This window comes from Ferrimicrobium acidiphilum DSM 19497 (assembly GCF_000949255.1).
In the GTDB taxonomy this organism is placed as follows: Bacteria; Actinomycetota; Acidimicrobiia; order Acidimicrobiales; family Acidimicrobiaceae; genus Ferrimicrobium; species Ferrimicrobium acidiphilum.
The window spans coordinates 1-12,767 of sequence record NZ_JXUW01000034.1 but is presented as its reverse complement, the minus strand read 5'-3'; the positions used below and the strand labels follow the sequence as shown (position 1 = coordinate 12,767).

14 protein-coding genes and 1 pseudogene are annotated in these 12,767 nt (G+C 57.5%); 11 read left to right on the top strand and 4 right to left on the bottom strand.

Annotated elements, in window-relative coordinates; genetic code table 11:
• Positions 1 to 17 precede the first annotated feature (17 nt).
• From FEAC_RS12470 to FEAC_RS12450, 5 genes are all read left to right on the top strand, one after another.
• Positions 18 to 1,031: an ABC transporter ATP-binding protein gene (locus FEAC_RS12470; protein ID WP_052566365.1), complete on the top strand. Its 1,014-nt coding sequence runs from the start codon at positions 18 to 20 to the stop codon at positions 1,029 to 1,031.
• The gene (locus tag FEAC_RS12465) at positions 1,024 to 1,755 is read left to right on the top strand and encodes an ABC transporter permease (RefSeq protein WP_052566364.1); all 732 of its coding nucleotides are present in this window, start codon (positions 1,024 to 1,026) and stop codon (positions 1,753 to 1,755) included. The genes FEAC_RS12470 and FEAC_RS12465 overlap by 8 nt, the downstream gene beginning before the upstream one ends.
• Before the next feature lie 63 nt (positions 1,756 to 1,818).
• Positions 1,819 to 2,790, top strand: a complete 972-nt coding sequence (locus tag FEAC_RS12460) for a COX15/CtaA family protein (RefSeq protein ID WP_052566363.1) — start codon at positions 1,819 to 1,821, stop codon at positions 2,788 to 2,790.
• A gap of 38 nt (positions 2,791 to 2,828) precedes the next feature.
• On the top strand, positions 2,829 to 3,116 hold the full coding sequence (gene clpS / locus FEAC_RS12455; protein ID WP_035390448.1) for an ATP-dependent Clp protease adapter ClpS: 288 nt from the start codon (positions 2,829 to 2,831) through the stop codon (positions 3,114 to 3,116).
• Positions 3,113 to 3,553: a hypothetical protein gene (locus FEAC_RS12450; RefSeq protein WP_035390449.1), complete on the top strand. Its 441-nt coding sequence runs from the start codon at positions 3,113 to 3,115 to the stop codon at positions 3,551 to 3,553. The genes clpS and FEAC_RS12450 overlap by 4 nt, the downstream gene beginning before the upstream one ends.
• Before the next feature lie 117 nt (positions 3,554 to 3,670).
• On the opposite strand, the gene FEAC_RS12445 is transcribed toward FEAC_RS12450, so the two are convergent.
• Positions 3,671 to 4,627, bottom strand: a complete 957-nt coding sequence (locus tag FEAC_RS12445) for a quinone oxidoreductase family protein (protein ID WP_035390450.1) — start codon at positions 4,625 to 4,627, stop codon at positions 3,671 to 3,673.
• A gap of 96 nt (positions 4,628 to 4,723) precedes the next feature.
• Here FEAC_RS12445 and FEAC_RS12440 point away from each other — a divergent pair, with 96 nt between their 5' ends.
• Positions 4,724 to 6,019: an NAD(P)/FAD-dependent oxidoreductase gene (locus tag FEAC_RS12440; RefSeq protein ID WP_081901173.1), complete on the top strand. Its 1,296-nt coding sequence runs from the start codon at positions 4,724 to 4,726 to the stop codon at positions 6,017 to 6,019.
• A gap of 44 nt (positions 6,020 to 6,063) precedes the next feature.
• Here FEAC_RS12440 and FEAC_RS16005 read toward each other — a convergent pair.
• The 3 genes and pseudogenes from FEAC_RS16005 to FEAC_RS12425 all read right to left on the bottom strand — a co-directional run.
• A pseudogene (locus FEAC_RS16005) lies at positions 6,064 to 6,354 on the bottom strand (Fur family transcriptional regulator); the annotation flags it as partial.
• 19 nt (positions 6,355 to 6,373) lie between these two features.
• Positions 6,374 to 7,084, bottom strand: a complete 711-nt coding sequence (locus FEAC_RS12430) for a response regulator transcription factor (RefSeq protein WP_035390454.1) — start codon at positions 7,082 to 7,084, stop codon at positions 6,374 to 6,376.
• On the bottom strand, positions 7,081 to 8,103 hold the full coding sequence (locus tag FEAC_RS12425; protein ID WP_052566362.1) for a sensor histidine kinase: 1,023 nt from the start codon (positions 8,101 to 8,103) through the stop codon (positions 7,081 to 7,083). Before FEAC_RS12425 ends, FEAC_RS12430 begins: the two co-directional genes overlap by 4 nt.
• A 157-nt stretch (positions 8,104 to 8,260) precedes the next feature.
• Between FEAC_RS12425 and FEAC_RS12420 the strand changes: the two genes are divergently transcribed.
• Genes FEAC_RS12420 through FEAC_RS12400 form a run of 5 tightly spaced genes read left to right on the top strand, consistent with a single transcriptional unit; the run spans position 8,261 to position 12,281 of the window.
• A complete protein-coding gene (locus tag FEAC_RS12420) occupies positions 8,261 to 8,548 on the top strand; it encodes a DUF6112 family protein (RefSeq protein WP_052566361.1) in 288 nt (95 codons plus the stop codon).
• Positions 8,549 to 8,550: 2 nt separating this feature from the next.
• Positions 8,551 to 9,618 (top strand): hypothetical protein, encoded by a 1,068-nt coding sequence (locus FEAC_RS12415; protein ID WP_152623246.1) that lies wholly within the window; start codon positions 8,551 to 8,553, stop codon positions 9,616 to 9,618.
• A gap of 2 nt (positions 9,619 to 9,620) precedes the next feature.
• Entirely contained in the window at positions 9,621 to 10,874 is a 1,254-nt protein-coding gene (locus FEAC_RS12410) for an SCO6880 family protein (protein ID WP_152623245.1), read from the top strand.
• The gene (locus tag FEAC_RS12405) at positions 10,871 to 12,019 is read left to right on the top strand and encodes a helicase HerA domain-containing protein (RefSeq protein WP_152623244.1); all 1,149 of its coding nucleotides are present in this window, start codon (positions 10,871 to 10,873) and stop codon (positions 12,017 to 12,019) included. Before FEAC_RS12410 ends, FEAC_RS12405 begins: the two co-directional genes overlap by 4 nt.
• A gap of 1 nt (position 12,020) precedes the next feature.
• Entirely contained in the window at positions 12,021 to 12,281 is a 261-nt protein-coding gene (locus tag FEAC_RS12400; protein ID WP_052566360.1) for a hypothetical protein, read from the top strand.
• The last annotated feature ends 486 nt before the right edge of the window (positions 12,282 to 12,767 follow it).

The following is a 12,767-nucleotide window of genomic DNA, read 5'->3' as shown; positions in this document are numbered from 1 at the left end:
TCTAGGCTAGTACCCATATGAACGATGCAATCGAGGTCAAAGGACTCACGATCAGCTATGGCACAACCCTCGCTGTCGATCAGCTCACCTTTGGAGTCGGTTTTGGCGAGGTTGTAGGGGTATTGGGCCCCAATGGCGCCGGCAAGACCTCAACCCTCGAGACGATCGAGGGGTATCGACGTCCAACGCAAGGATCGGTTCGGGTGCTTGGCCTGGATCCTGCGGCCAAGCAGGCGCAGCTCTCTCGCGAGATGGGGGTGATGTTACAGGAGGGGGGCATCCCAGCCCGCATGACGGTAAAGGCTGCGCTCTCGCTCTACTCTCGCTTCTACGACCATCCTCGGTCGATCTCAGAGCTTACAGAGAGGCTCAACCTCAGCTCGGTTCTCTCGACCCCGTATCGACGACTCTCGGGGGGTGAGAAGCAGCGGCTCTCGCTAGCCCTTGCTCTAATCGGTGCTCCTCGTGTGTTGCTGTTAGACGAACCGACCGCGGGGGTGGACCCGGAGGGCAAGGCGGCGATTCGAGAGCTCATAACCGATCTTCGCGCGGCCTCAGTGGCGATTCTGATGACCGGACACGAACTCGAGGAGATCGATCGAATCGTCGATCAAGTCCTCATCATCGATCGGGGCACCGAGCGTGCGCACGGTAGCCCCTCCGAGCTCAGGCAGGCCTACGGCGGTGAGGGAGTTGAGTTCACTACCTTGAGTGATGTGGATTGTGGAGCCCTTGGCTCTCGATTGGGCACCTCTGTCCATAGCGTTCGCGCCAACCGCTATCGAGTAGAGGGGGAGCCGACGACCGAGTTTCTCGGGCATCTACTACAGATACTAGGCGAGCTGGGCATTAAGGCACAGGACGTCGCTACCGTCAGCCCCTCGCTCGAGGAGATCTACCTCTCGCTCATCGGCTCATCGGAACCAGGCCAGCCGGCTGGTATTGGGGTAGAAGGTGCTTCAACCCAGGGTCCGCCGATCACACCGGAGGATCAGTCAGACCCAACATCAAAGGAGGACGCTCATGGCTAGACCGGTGCTTGCTCAGGCCTCATCTGAGGTCAAGATGACGTTGCAACAGGGAGAGGCGGCTCTGTTGACGCTCGTGATTCCAGTGCTAGGACTCCTGGTCTTTGGGTCGGTCAAGTTCCTCCCGCTTCCATCTGGAGTCCCGAGTAGGGTGAACTTTATCCTCGCTGGCGCGATCGCCTTTGGCATCATGGCCTCAGGAATGGTATCGCAGTCGATCACGGTCGCCTTTGACCGTAACTATGGGGTTTTGAAGCGACTAGGAGTCACCCCCCTTGGTCGCCGCGGAATAATCCTCGCCAAGCTTGCTCAGGTTGTAGTGCTCGAACTCATCCAACTCATCGTGTTGGTGCTGATCGGTCTATTGATGGGTTATCATCCGGAGGGCAACCCTCTGCTGTTCATCCTTGGCTGGGTGCTCGCCACGTCGGCCTTCACCGGCCTCGGACTCCTGATCGGAGGGACACTAAAGGCCGAACTTGTACTCGGGCTCTCAACACTTCTGTGGCTAGTGCTGTTGGGGTTGGGTTCCATGGCGGTGCCGTTGACCAGCCTTCCTGGCTTCTTGGAGCTGATAGCCAAACTTCTTCCTGCTGCTGGGGCGTCTGAATTGATCTTGCATGGTCTGGCGATGTCCGGCTCTGTGCCCGCTTGGGCGATAGTTAACCTGGTGATATGGGGAATTGGCGCGCCATTGCTGGCGATCCGTTTCTTTCGCTGGAGTTGAGCAGACATCTCTAATGGCGAAGATTGCGCGAAGCGTTCAACCCTCAGGTAGCATTAGGTAGTAATGAAGCAAAGCCTGCGACGCCTGCAGCGGTTGTGGAACGTATCTCCGGCTCTGTTCCGTCGGATATCGTATGCAACGCTGATCTTTTGTGCCGTGATTATCGTCACCGGCGGCGTTGTTCGCTTGACACAGTCGGGACTCGGGTGTCCGACATGGCCCAACTGCACCACCGGTCACTTTACCGCATCGTTCAACTACCACCCGATGATCGAGTTTGTCAATCGGGTCGTCACCTTTTTTGCGGCTCTAGGCATGAGTGTTACCGCAGTTTTTGCCTTCTTTCGCAAGCCATTTCGCCGGGATCTCATGTTGCTTTCTCTGGGGCTTTTCGCAGAGGTCGTCGCCGAGAGCGTCCTCGGTGGGATCACTGTACTTGAGAAGCTCGCTCCTCCGTTTGTGATGGCCCACTTCGTGTTGGCGATCGTGGTGCTCTGGAACTCGTTAGTGCTCTACAAACACGCAATCTCAGCGGAAGGTAAAGCACGACCAGTTGTGGGCAAGGAGACTGTTTGGCTCGGACGGTTGATGTTTTTGAACCTCGGTGCCCTGATCATAGTGGGTACCGCCGTCGCTGGCACTGGTCCTTATTCAGGTTCTCCGATCTCGTCACGGCTACCGTTTAACCTTCGCCAGGTCGCCTATCTGCACGCCGATTTCGCTATAGTACTGGTTGCCCTGATTCTCGCGAATCTTTTTCTGTTGCATCAGGCTCGCGCTCCAGAGGTCGTTCAACGCCGGGCGCGGATGTTGCTCTGGATGGGAGCGATTCAGGCGATTATTGGTTATACCACCTACTTCTCTGGTCTACCGGCGGTGCTGATAGGTCTGCACATCGCTGGAGCGACACTCACCTGGATTGCGATGACCTGGTACTATCTTTCCCTCTTTCATGTATCGCGAGAGGCTCGTGGCGAGGTGGTTGCCGTCGAGACGAAAGAGGGCTCGCTCTCTGGTCCATCCTACGCCTCGTAATGCCCCGTTAGAATTGGGGGGAGGAGGATTGCGTTCGATTGTCTACAGCACCATTACTCTCACCTACTGAGGAGAAGCAGGAGGAGACGCTCGCCGAGGAGAGTTGGGTAACAATTCTCTGGGATGACCCGGTGAACCTGATCCCTTACGTGATCTACGTACTGCAAATGCTATTCGCGTTTTCAAAAGTAAAGGCTACTGAACTGACTATGCAAGTGCATCGTGATGGAAAGGCGATTGTTGCCGCAGGTGCACGCGAGGACATGGAGAACAATGTGGCGAGCCTTCATCGCTACGGTCTCTGGGCGACGGTAGGAAGAGCATGAAGGAGCCGTTTTCACGTGACGGTGAGTCGATAGTACTCTCCTTGCCCGCACAGCAGAGAGACGTTACCAAACAGTCGATGCTGTTGGTTGCGCAGATAGCTGCCTCGGGTGGTCAGGAGGCGTGGCGACTATCGCCGCCGGTCTACGACGATCCGCTCCTTGAGGCGGAGGAGGCCGTGAAGGGTGGAGAGAGCGGCATAGGTGATATCGTTACCCGGCTTCGGATGGGTGAAGGGATGCTTGACGAGCAAAAGCTAAGTCTGCGGGAGTCTGATGAGCTTGCTACTCTATTGAACTACTGCCGCCTCGTACTTTCGGAGGCGCAAACCTCTATGAACGAGGCGAAGATCACCCCCAAATTCGCGGAGGATCTTTATAGCTTCCTGGGTTACCTGCTTAGTTCGCTCCTCGAGGCGCTGTCGACCGATCTAGAGTAGGCTGCTCGCCTGCTAGAGCCCCCGTTCCGACAAGCTCGTCCTGTCTATCGAGCACACGAGCTGTGCTCTGTCTATGGAGGCAGACCGTGTGCGATGTTGGAACCGGGGGGCTTCTGGCTAGATGGTGATGATCAACTTACCAGTGGTTCGACGACTGGCAAGATCTTGCTGTGCTTGGCCCACGGCATCAAGTGGGTATCGCCCGCCGATCTCGATGGTCAATAGTCCCGAGGCGATATCGGCGAACAGAGTTGTTGCTCGGGAGAGGAGTTCCTCGCGCGTGGCGATGTAGTGAACCAGCGAGGGACGAGTCACATAGACCGACCCCGCCTGGTTGAGTCGTTGCAGATCAAACGGTGGAACCTGCCCACTGGCCGCTCCGTACACTACCAGCATGCCACGAGGTTTGAGCGAGGCCAAGCTGGCATCGAACGTCGCTTTGCCAACACCGTCGTAGACGACCTCGGCTCCACCGAGGTCATGGACAAGCTCAGCAAAGTGTTCGTAGTCAACCGAATGCGTCGCACCGTGCTCGGTGGCTAGCGCTGCCTTCTCAGGGGTGGAGGTGGTGGCGACCACGGTAGCGTGATGCTTGTGGGCAGCTAGCTGCGTCAACAGTGAACCTACACCACCCGCAGCTGCGTGAACGACTGCGAGTTGCCCCTCCTTGAGCGGGAAACAACTGTCGGCGAGGAACTGGGCGGTCATTCCCTGTAGCATCGCCGCCGCAGCCTGATCGTAGGAGACCTCGTTAGGTAACTTCACCGCTCGAAGAGCTGGGATGATGGCGTGTTCAGCGAAGCTTCCGAGGACTCCGGTGTAGGCGACGCGGTCGCCAACGCGAAACTCGGTGACCTCTTCGCCAACCTCGATCACCTCTCCGGCACCTTCGTTGCCGATCCCGGTCGGCAAGGAGAGTGGATAGACACCCTCGCGGTGGTAGATGTCGATGAAATTCACGCCGGCGGCGCGCATCCGTAGTTTAATCTCGTGTGGCTTCGGGCTTTGATCTGGCAGCTCTTTGAGTAGAAGATGTTCAGGTCCTCCGTGGGACTCCACCACTACAGCCTTCATGCTGATCTCCAATCTTCTTGCATGCCCCACATTGGTGGCAGTCGTCGGTTTGGCGTGTTCTGGCTGATAGCTTAGTCTTAGGAGGGGGGGGTAAGCGTGAAACATGCGGCGGTCATTGGGGCTGGAATAGTCGGCCTTGCCTGTGGGTGGCATCTCCAGGAGCGTGGTTATGAAGTTACCATCATCGATCGCGGTGCCGATGTGGCGGCTGGATCGAGCTGGGGGAATGCGGGTTGGCTGTCTCCAGCGCTTGCTATTCCACTCAACGAACCCTCGCTAGTGACAAGTGGTCTTGCCTCGCTAATGCTCCCAGACTCAGCTCTTTATGTCCCACTTCGACTCGACCCCGAACTCTGGAAGTTCCTGATTCTCTTTGCAAGTCAGTGCACGTCGCGTGCCTTTGGCGAGATGATGCTCAAGCTCGCAGTTTTGAATGACCGTGCACTCGCAGCCTATGACGAACTTGGTGCAACCGTGGCCGAGCCGACGGTTGCTGCGCCTATCCTCGCTGGTTTTCGTAACCGTAGCGAGGCCAACGGCCTGTTGGGCGAGTTTGAGCTGATTCGGACCGCCGGAGGCGAGTTGCACTACGATGTACTCGAGGGTGAGGCTGCCCGTAGTCGGTCGCCGCTGTTTTCGGCCGCCATTGAGTGCGTGATTGACATTCATGATCAGCGATACATCAACTCGAATGCTTATACCCATTCTCTTTCTGAGGCGCTGCGAGCGCGAGGTGCTACCTTCATGATGGGGCAGGAGGTGACCGAGCTCACGGGATCGGGCCGTGAGGTGCGAGTAGTTGCACGAGGAGGCGTTGAGTTGATCCGCCCCGACGTGGCGGTGGTGGCAACTGGAGCCTGGGCTAATCGTTTAGGTCGATCGCTTGGCGTGCGGATCCCGGTGCGAGCGGGTAGGGGTTACTCGATGGTCTGTGAGACGATTGATCCCCCAACGACTCCGATCTATCTCCCCAAAGCTCGAGTGGCCTGTACCCCGATCGATGGTGGTCTGAGGGTCGCTGGCACTATGGAGTTTCGGGGCCCTGATGACCCTCTTGACCCCCGTCGTCTCGACGCTATCGTTCGCTCCACTCGTGAGCTTCTGAAAGATATCGATCTCGATCATGCTCGTGATCGATGGGTAGGTCCTCGGCCGGTGAGCGCTGATGGGCTTCCGTTGATTGGACCTACCGCTCAACCTGGAGTGTATCTCGCTGCTGGTCATGGCATGTGGGGAGTGACGCAGGGCCCGATCACTGGCAAGCTCTTAGCTCAGGCTATCGACTCCGGAGAGCTGCCACCCGAGCTCAGACCGTTTAATCCCTTGCGCTCCATGCAGCGTCCACACGTGCCAATGATGGCGAAGTGGCCAAGACTTGGTTTGAAGCCGTAAGAGTTCGCCACCACGGCAAAGAGGTTGTCAAGTTCTGCCTGCGGGATCTCCTGAACCGAACCACACAGCTGGCAGTAGAGGTGGTAGTGAGAACTGTCGGCAAGATGGTAGATCGCGCGCCCGTGTCCGAGATGGATATGGATCACTATACCGAGGCGCTCGAGCGCCTCGAGTGTGCGATAGACGGTTGCAAGATGAACCGACGGGTCTTGCGCTTGGACTACGGCGGCAACCTCCTCGGCGGTCAGATGACCTCCGGCTCCAACTAAGGCGGTGACGATGTGGCGCCGAGCGGTGGTGATGCGATGTCTGGAGGAGGCCAGGTGTGCCAACACCTCGACGACCCTCTTGTCCTCACTCTCGCGCAAGGTCAAGCCGGTATCCCACCCCGCGAATGGTTGTCAACACCGTTGGGTTGTTAGGGTCAGGTTCGATTTTGGTTCTCAGCCGTTTGATGTGGACGTCGAGGGTTTTGGTATCTCCGTAGTAGTCGTGACCCCAGACGCGGTCAACTAGCAGGTCTCGGGTGAGTACCTTACCTGGGTTGCGCAGGAAGAGTATAAGGAGTTCAAACTCCTTCGGAGGGAGCTTGATCTCATCGTCACCGACCACTACCTGGTGGCGATCGACGTAGGCGGTGAGCCCTTGATAACGGAGCACCTCCTCATCGGTGCTGGGCCGCTCAGTGCTGTCGGTAGTGCGGCGAAGTAGAGCCCGAATCCGGGCGATCAGCTCGGCCATCCGGAACGGCTTGGTTACATAATCATCCGCTCCGAGTTCGAGTCCCAGCACGGTGTCGAGTTCGGTCGACCGAGCAGTCACGATGATGATCGGGACCTTGGACTCCTTGCGGATCTGTCGGCAAACATCGAGACCTGAGATTTTTGGCAGCATGACGTCAAGCAAAATACAGTCCGGTTGGGTCTCATGAAAAAGATCGAGAGCTCGCTGCCCATCGGTGGCAACGATGGGCTCAAAGCCTTCGCGAGTAAGTCCAAGGGTCATCGCATCGACAAAACTTTCTTCATCCTCCGCGATGAGGATTCGTTCCTTGTCCGTACTCATGCGCTGACCCGAGGAAGCGCGATCGTAAATGTGGTGCCAACCCCTTCGGTTGAGGTAACGTCGATCTTGCCTTGATGATTTTCTATCACATGTCTCACTATAGAGAGTCCAAGTCCAGTGCCGCCGGTCGCACGAGAACGATCGGCGTCTACACGATAGAAGCGCTCAAAGATCCTCGATAGATCGCGAGCCGGAATGCCGATACCTTGATCGGAGATAATCGCCTCGACGTTGGTCTGTGATGTAACGATCTTGAGTTGGACCTCAGCGCCAGGCTCAGAGTATTTGATAGCGTTGTCCACGAGGTTGGACAGAGCAGAGCTCAGTTGCCAACGATCGCCGCTGACAACTGGCAGCTCGTCGGCCAACTCTACCTGCAGCCTGATGCCGCGAGCCTCTGCTCCAAGCCGATAGCGTTCGATGCACTCGGATGCGACCTCATTGAGATTTACATCGTGGATCTGATGGAGCTCGGTCTCCTCGAGCTTGGAGAGATCTAGAAGATCTGTGACTAGGCGAGCAAGTCGGTCACCCTCGTCGAGGATGCGCTTTGAGAGACGTAGCACGGTAGCTGGGTCCGACTCTTGACTTAGGGCATCGGCGAGGAGCACGATACCTCCGACTGGGGTTTTGAGTTCGTGGGAGACGTTGGCGACAAAGTCACGTCGGACCTCCTCCAGCCGCTTGCGCTCTGTAATGTTCTCAACGGTGATGATGAACGGGGGATGAGGTGCACCGCCAAGCGGAGTGGTCACGAGTTGGAAGTAGCTCTTTGGGGGGCCAAAAACCTCCAGTGTTTGGGAGCGGTAGAGTTCAAGGCGGGCGTCATGTTTGAGGGCTGAGATAGCACGTTCGAGCAGTATGCGCTCGGCGAAGCCACCGGTTGGCGTCTTGTCGGCGTAGTCTGAGTAGACGGTGCGGTACTCGGCATCGACAAGCACTACGCCGATCGACAGACTTGCGGCTGCGCGGCTCCAAAGTTCTGCGACATCCAGGTGTCTGCTTGCTGCGGGCTCCACTGATAAACACTCCTTTACCTCTCCATACTAGGTCAGTTACGGGTTCGGATAGCGTCCCTCCAGAGGCGGTCCCAGGTCGGGACGCTATTTTATGGAATGATATGGAAAATAGTAAAATATAGTGATATACTTTGAATCTCCACGGAAGGAGAAAAAGATGGCATGGATGCTTCTGGATGTAGCGCTCAACCCAAACCCTTCGGCGTTGCCTGGCGGATCGGTCATTCAACAGTTGGCGAATGGGATCGGTGGTTGGGCGCTCATCCTGGCCCTGATAGGGCTAATCGTTGGCGCTGCGACTTGGGCACTAGGTGCTCATAGCCAGAACTATCAACAGTCCTACCTGGGTCGTAGAGCGGTCTTGGCTGCCGGAGCGGCGGCGTTGATTATTGGTGCTGCTCCGGCGATCATCAACTTCTTCTTTCACCTTGGGCTCGGTGTCTAGCGGTGGTTATAGGATCGCTGCTTGCTGGGCCAGTGGACGCGATTGCTCACGCTATAGTCACCTATCTGGTGACTGCGTTGGCCGGGTTTGCTGGACATCTCTTCACAGGAGCACTTAGTTGGTTCTTGGCGAAAATCGTTGCGTTATTGGGAGCAGCGGATCAGCTCAACATAGGCGCGCGTGCGCTGCAGCTGGTCTACCATCAACAAGTTGAGTTGCTAGCGGCGGTGATGTTGCCTGCGCTGATCCTTGGGGTCATATCGGCTCTCTGGCGCCAGAGTATCCAAGGCTTGATCGAGCTAGTTGCGCGAGTGCCAATAGCGGTCTGTGCTGTCGTGCTTGCACCAGCTTTGACAGCGGATCTGGCGTCCGTGGTTGATGCGCTCTCTCGTGGGCCACTAACCGACATTGCCGACCTGCCTCGGCTGGCGATCCTCTTCTCTTGGGGTCGTGCCGTCCCTGGGGTTGGTCCGATCGTGGCAGGCATTCTTGCGGCTATCGCGCTTGTTGGCACCCTCGCTCTATTTCTTGAACTTCTTATGCGCGATGCAGGAATCTACCTAATACTTGCGCTCTTTCCATTGGCCTCCATTGGCATCGTGTTGCCCATCGGTCGCCATTGGTTTGCGAATGCAGCGCGATCGCTCTTTGGTCTGGTGATATCGAAGCTGGTTCTCGCCATCGGAGTCGGCCTCGGTGCGTCGTTGATCCTAGAGGCGACTAGTGCTTCCGCAGCTGGAAGGCTTCTGTCACTCGCGCTGTCTGGGGTCGCGCTGCTGCTGGTGGTCTGCTTCGCTCCGATCGCGATCCTGCGCTCGGTTGCCTTTAGTGAGGTGGTCGCCCTGGAGGCGTTCTCTAGCGCTCGTTCAATGGCGGTGTCGCGGTTGGGATCGCTTGCAGATCAGGGGTATATGGCGAGTGTTGCCTTGAACGCACCATGGGCCAGGGGGAGTAAGTCAACCACTCCCGAGTACCGCGGGCACCCGGTGCCCACGGCGATCGCTGACCTCGCCAAGACCGACCCATGGGTTGACGAGTTTCTCAATGGCTACAAACGAAAGGGCAAATGATAATGAGCACTGTGGATTACCGCGACGAACCAGCCGAGCTCATCTACTTCGGAACTCCTGCCTCTGGTACACGGATGATGGGCCTCTCGATCACCACTGTGGCGAAGCTAGCCTCGATCGTGATCGTTGCCATGGTTGTCATCGGCCTAGGAGATGGGATCGCTCGCGTCGTTGTCTGCGTAGTGCTGACACTTGGTGGCTTGGCATTGCTCACCACAACGCTGGTGTTGGGTCTGCATCCTATAGCGTGGTTGAAGATGACTATAGGAGCTCGGTTCAACCGAAGCTCCAATGGGGTGACAGTCGACGCTCAGTTGCTCAGATGCCCTGGTTCACGGCAGTTGGTAGCTGGCTTTGCCGTACTTGGTGAGACGCCGTCGTTGGGTTTGCGTGTCCGAGCCGATCAGGGCGAGGCCTGGGCGCAGCTCTTGAATGAGGCATCGAATCGACTGCCGCCTCATGGCGAGTTTGTGCTCCGAAGCTCCATCCTTCCTCAGACGTTGCGCGAGGATCTCTCGCAACGATCGGATGTCTACCGAGAGTTGGCGCTCGATAGCTACACGGTCTCGACGTCGCTGCTGGTTACAAGCCCACCTGGATCACAACGTCGGCAGCGTGTTGCGTTAACGAGAACGATGGCTGGCCTGCAGGCGGTGAGCCAGCTAGATCGTGTCAGCTTGGCATCATCAAACCGGCCCAGCGAGCTGATCGATGGGTCGTGTGGAGCCATAAGCCGGTCGTTCTCTGCCGCTGGAGCAAGGGCGAGTGAGGAGGTGGAGATGCTGGTTGGAGAGGAGTTTGTCGCATCAACGTATCTGGTTGAGGGTTGGCCTGGCCGAAGCGTGGATCCGCGGATGCTCCTCCCTTTCTTCGCCCCAGGCCCTCCTAGTCGAGTGGTCTCCCTGCTGGTGCGGCCGCTCGAGAGCAGGCGTGCGCAGCGTCATGTCGCCCGCCATCGAACCGAGATGGTCGCTGATCGTAGGCTCCGTCGAGAACGAGGTTATCTAGATCGAGCTAGGGACGAGTATAGGGAGGCGACCGCACTAACCCAAGAGGAGGAGCTTTTGGCCGGTTATCGGCTCTGTCGTTATCAGCTGCTCGTCGTCCTCTTGGCGCCGAGCGCACAACGTCTGCTCTCCAGTCGCGCCGCGCTTGACGAACTCGCTGCCAGCGCCCAGCTTCAGCTGAGGTTATGCCTTGGTGCACAGCGATCGCTCTTTGAGCGAGCTATCTTGGGGGTTACGAGGTGGAGTTGAGGTTCCAGGACAGCACCCGTACCTTGGGTCGACTCCCGCTGATGCCATCGAGCCCTTTGCCTCCCACGGATGTTAGACCCGTAGGTCTCTCGCGCTTGGGGGGTGTCTTCTGTTTCGATCCGTTCCAACTCTATCGGGTTGGCTACCTCACCAGCCCTAACATGCTGGTGCTTGGGGAGATCGGTCGAGGCAAGAGCGCCTTTGTCAAGACCTTCTTGATTCGTGAACCAACGTCGTCCACATCGATACTGATTCTTGACCCTAAAGGGGAGTACCAGTCGGTAGCTGAGCGATTGTGGGCAGAGCGGCTTACGCTTGCTGAGGGTGCTGGCTTGGACCCATTCGTTGGCGTGGGCAGTTCGCAGAGAGTGCTAGCGGCGGTCATGGTGAGTATCTTCCGGCTCCTCTATGATCGTTCACCTCTTCCGTTGGAGTATCTACTCCTCCAGGAGCTGACCACGCAGTTGTTGGAGGATCCTGGGCCGATAACCTTAATACACCTTGTCGATCTTCTTGAGCTTGAGCGAGTCGGTTCTCATGCCGGTAGCGAAGGAGTGCGCCTTCGCCAGGAGCTGTACGCCCAGCTGAAGCGGTTGATCGACGGCGACCTCGCCGGGGTTTTTGCCGTCGATGGCCAGGGTGTTGCGCTGGGTGCACGCGTAGTGGTTGATCTGCGTTCCTTTCGCGATCGTCGTCTGACCGCATTCGCCATCAGCTGCCTACTGCGAGCACGTATTGCTCAGTTTGCCGACACGGAGATTCCGGCTGGTTTTGTGGTGGTAGATGAGGCTTGGTCGGTGCTCCAGCACGCCGATTCGGTACGTGAGATGCGCGAACTATTCAAGCTAGCTCGCAGCTACGGCGCGTCCGTGATCGCAGTCACTCATCGTCTCTCGGACCTGGACGCTGAGTCGGCCGAACTCGTTAAGGATGTGGAGACTCGAGTTATCTTTCGCCAGCCTCGCGAGGAGCTGGTCCAACTGGGTAACACTCTTGGACTCAGCGGTGAGCTGAGCGAAGCACTCGCAACACTCGGACGAGGCGAGGCGCTCTGGTGTATCGGTAGCCATCAATTCCTGGTCGATCACCGTCTAACCGATGGCGATAGCACCCTCGTCGATACCGATGCAGCGATGCGGATCTAAAATGGAATTAGGAGTCGTCATCGTGGTCATCGTCGTCCTCTTTGGGTTCGGTTCGCGCTCCCGGGAACCAAGCAAGCGGTGGGGTGCTGGGTCGCGGGTTCAGACGAGGGGAGCTAATCTCAGACTTCGTTTGGGGAGTCCGCTCGCGATCACTGGGGCTCGACTTCGGATACAGCTCTCCCGACATCGTCGGCTGCTGGTCGCCGATGAGCACTCATTGGCTCTATTGACATTCATGTGGATAGATTTGGCCTGGATCTGATCCATAGCCCCAGTTCAGTGGGGGTATTTGAGGCTGAAGTAGCCACATAAGAAACGCACACGGTTTCTGAGCTCTAAATTTGGTGTTGGAAACCCATCAAAAAGGAGTTCAGAACCGTGCGCGCTACCTCTCTAGTTAAGCAGATGCTGGGCCTTCGCAGTGTCACCGTCATCGAGGTTTTAGTTCGTCCACACGAACTGCTGGTAAAGCTCAGGCTTACCCGATCGCGGTTGGTATGCCCTAAGTGCTCCTATACGACCCGGTCCTGTTATGACACGAGAACGCTCGACTCCCGATGGAGACACCTCGACATCGGGATTCACCAGACGTGGCTCTCGTGCCAGCTGAGACGACTCCGGTGTCCAACCCACGGGGTGATCACTGAGGCAGTACCATTTGCCCGACCAGTTGGGGAGTCGCGGTTNACGAGGGACTTCGAACACCTGGTAGCTTGGGCATGTGCCAAGATGGATAAGACCACGGTTG

Coding starts and splice junctions, on each gene's coding strand:
- FEAC_RS12430 (WP_035390454.1), bottom strand. CDS start 7,084: ATGAGTACGGACAAGGAACGAATCCTCATCGCGGAGGATGAAGAAAGT.
- FEAC_RS12450 (WP_035390449.1), top strand. CDS start 3,113: ATGAAGGAGCCGTTTTCACGTGACGGTGAGTCGATAGTACTCTCCTTG.
- FEAC_RS12410 (WP_152623245.1), top strand. CDS start 9,621: ATGAGCACTGTGGATTACCGCGACGAACCAGCCGAGCTCATCTACTTC.
- FEAC_RS12445 (WP_035390450.1), bottom strand. CDS start 4,627: ATGAAGGCTGTAGTGGTGGAGTCCCACGGAGGACCTGAACATCTTCTA.
- FEAC_RS12420 (WP_052566361.1), top strand. CDS start 8,261: ATGGCATGGATGCTTCTGGATGTAGCGCTCAACCCAAACCCTTCGGCG.
- FEAC_RS12465 (WP_052566364.1), top strand. CDS start 1,024: ATGGCTAGACCGGTGCTTGCTCAGGCCTCATCTGAGGTCAAGATGACG.
- FEAC_RS12470 (WP_052566365.1), top strand. CDS start 18: ATGAACGATGCAATCGAGGTCAAAGGACTCACGATCAGCTATGGCACA.
- FEAC_RS12460 (WP_052566363.1), top strand. CDS start 1,819: ATGAAGCAAAGCCTGCGACGCCTGCAGCGGTTGTGGAACGTATCTCCG.
- FEAC_RS12400 (WP_052566360.1), top strand. CDS start 12,021: ATGGAATTAGGAGTCGTCATCGTGGTCATCGTCGTCCTCTTTGGGTTC.